The following is a 1,316-nucleotide window of genomic DNA, read 5'->3' as shown; positions in this document are numbered from 1 at the left end:
CGGGCCTCACCGGCATCGTGAACCACGATCTGATCCCGTCGGTGGTCTACACCATGCCCGAAATCGCCGGCGTCGGCCTGACCGAGGAAGCCGCCAAGGAACGCGGTGAAGTCAAGATCGGCAAATTCCCGATGGCGGGCAACAGTCGCGCCAAGACCAATCACAACACCGACGGCTTCGTAAAGATCATCGCCGATGCCAAGACCGACCGCGTCCTCGGCGTGTGGATCATCACCAGCGTTGCCGGCACGATGATTGCCCAGGCAACACAGGCGATGGAATTCGGCGCGACCAGCGAAGACATCGCCTATACCTGCCACGCCCACCCCACGCACAGCGAGGCGATCAAGGAAGCGGCGATGGCGGTCACGGGCAAGCCGATCCACGTCTGACGCCGTGGGACAGCGGCAGCATGACACCCATCCCCGTCCAGCTCGGCAGCGTCCTCCCCTGGCTTGACCTGTTCAGCATCGCCGTGTTCGCAGCGACCGGAGCGCTGGCGGCGGCACAGCGGGGGCAGACGTTCGTCACCGCTGCATTCTTCGCGCTGGTTACCGGGGTCGGTGGCGGCACGATCCGCGACCTGCTGATCGGCGCGCCGGTCTGGTGGGTTCACCACCCGCTGGTCGCCGCCCTGTGCATCATGGGCGCGACGCTGATCTGGATCACGCCCGAGCGTTGGTGGCAGGGCGCGGCCCTTGACTGGCTCGATGCCCTCGGCCTGGCTGCCTATTCGGTATTTGGCGCGGCAAAGGCGGTTAGCCTGGGCATTCCGCCCGTCCCGGCCGCGTTGATGGGCGTGCTGACGGCCTGCGCTGGCGGAATGATCCGCGACGTGCTGGCGGGCGAGCCGTCGATCCTTATGCGTCCTGAACTTTATGTCACTGCAGCGGCACTTGCGGCGGGGTTGTACGTCCTGCTCAGTTTAGCCGGACTGCCCCCGCTCGCTGCCGCCACGATCGCTGCTACCGCGGGGTTCGCGCTCCGCGCTGCCGCGCTTGTCTGGCGGATCAAGCTTCCCGCCTATCGGGGCAGGCGCTGATCCCTCAACCCCGCACGACGCCCACTTCGCTGAATGGCTTCGGCTCTATTGGTGGGGACACGCTTTCGTTCAGCTGGCACTGCCAGATGCCGATATCGACCCAGCGCCCTTCCTTGAAACCGATCTCACGCAACTGCCCTGCCCGACGAAAGCCGATCGTCTCGTGCGACTTGATCGAATGGTCGTTGGGCAGTGAGATCACCCCGATCGCCTGCGTAAAGCCCTGCGCCCGCAGCGTGTCGATCAGCGCTTCGTACAGCAGCCGCCCAACCCC

At 65.7% G+C, this 1,316-nt stretch carries 3 protein-coding genes; 2 read left to right on the top strand and 1 reads right to left on the bottom strand.

What is annotated here, in order from left to right; translation table 11 throughout:
* Together U1769_RS25050 and U1769_RS25045 are read left to right on the top strand one after the other, a co-directional pair.
* The coding region (locus U1769_RS25050) for an oxidoreductase dimerization domain-containing protein (RefSeq protein WP_503644630.1) at positions 1 to 392 on the top strand (392 nt) is incomplete at its 5' end.
* Between the two features lie 20 nt (positions 393 to 412).
* On the top strand, positions 413 to 1,042 hold the full coding sequence (locus tag U1769_RS25045; protein WP_332720876.1) for a trimeric intracellular cation channel family protein: 630 nt from the start codon (positions 413 to 415) through the stop codon (positions 1,040 to 1,042).
* A 4-nt stretch (positions 1,043 to 1,046) separates the two neighbouring features.
* On the opposite strand, the gene U1769_RS25040 is transcribed toward U1769_RS25045, so the two are convergent.
* Positions 1,047 to 1,316, bottom strand: a 270-nt coding sequence (locus tag U1769_RS25040) for a GNAT family N-acetyltransferase (RefSeq protein ID WP_332720875.1), incomplete at its 5' end; no start/stop codon positions are given.

Origin of the sequence: Parasphingomonas zepuensis (genome assembly GCF_036663735.1) — a bacterium.
In the GTDB taxonomy this organism is placed as follows: domain Bacteria; phylum Pseudomonadota; class Alphaproteobacteria; order Sphingomonadales; family Sphingomonadaceae; genus Sphingomonas.
Note: the sequence above shows the minus strand (reverse complement) of the source record. Positions and strands in the feature narration are given on the sequence as shown.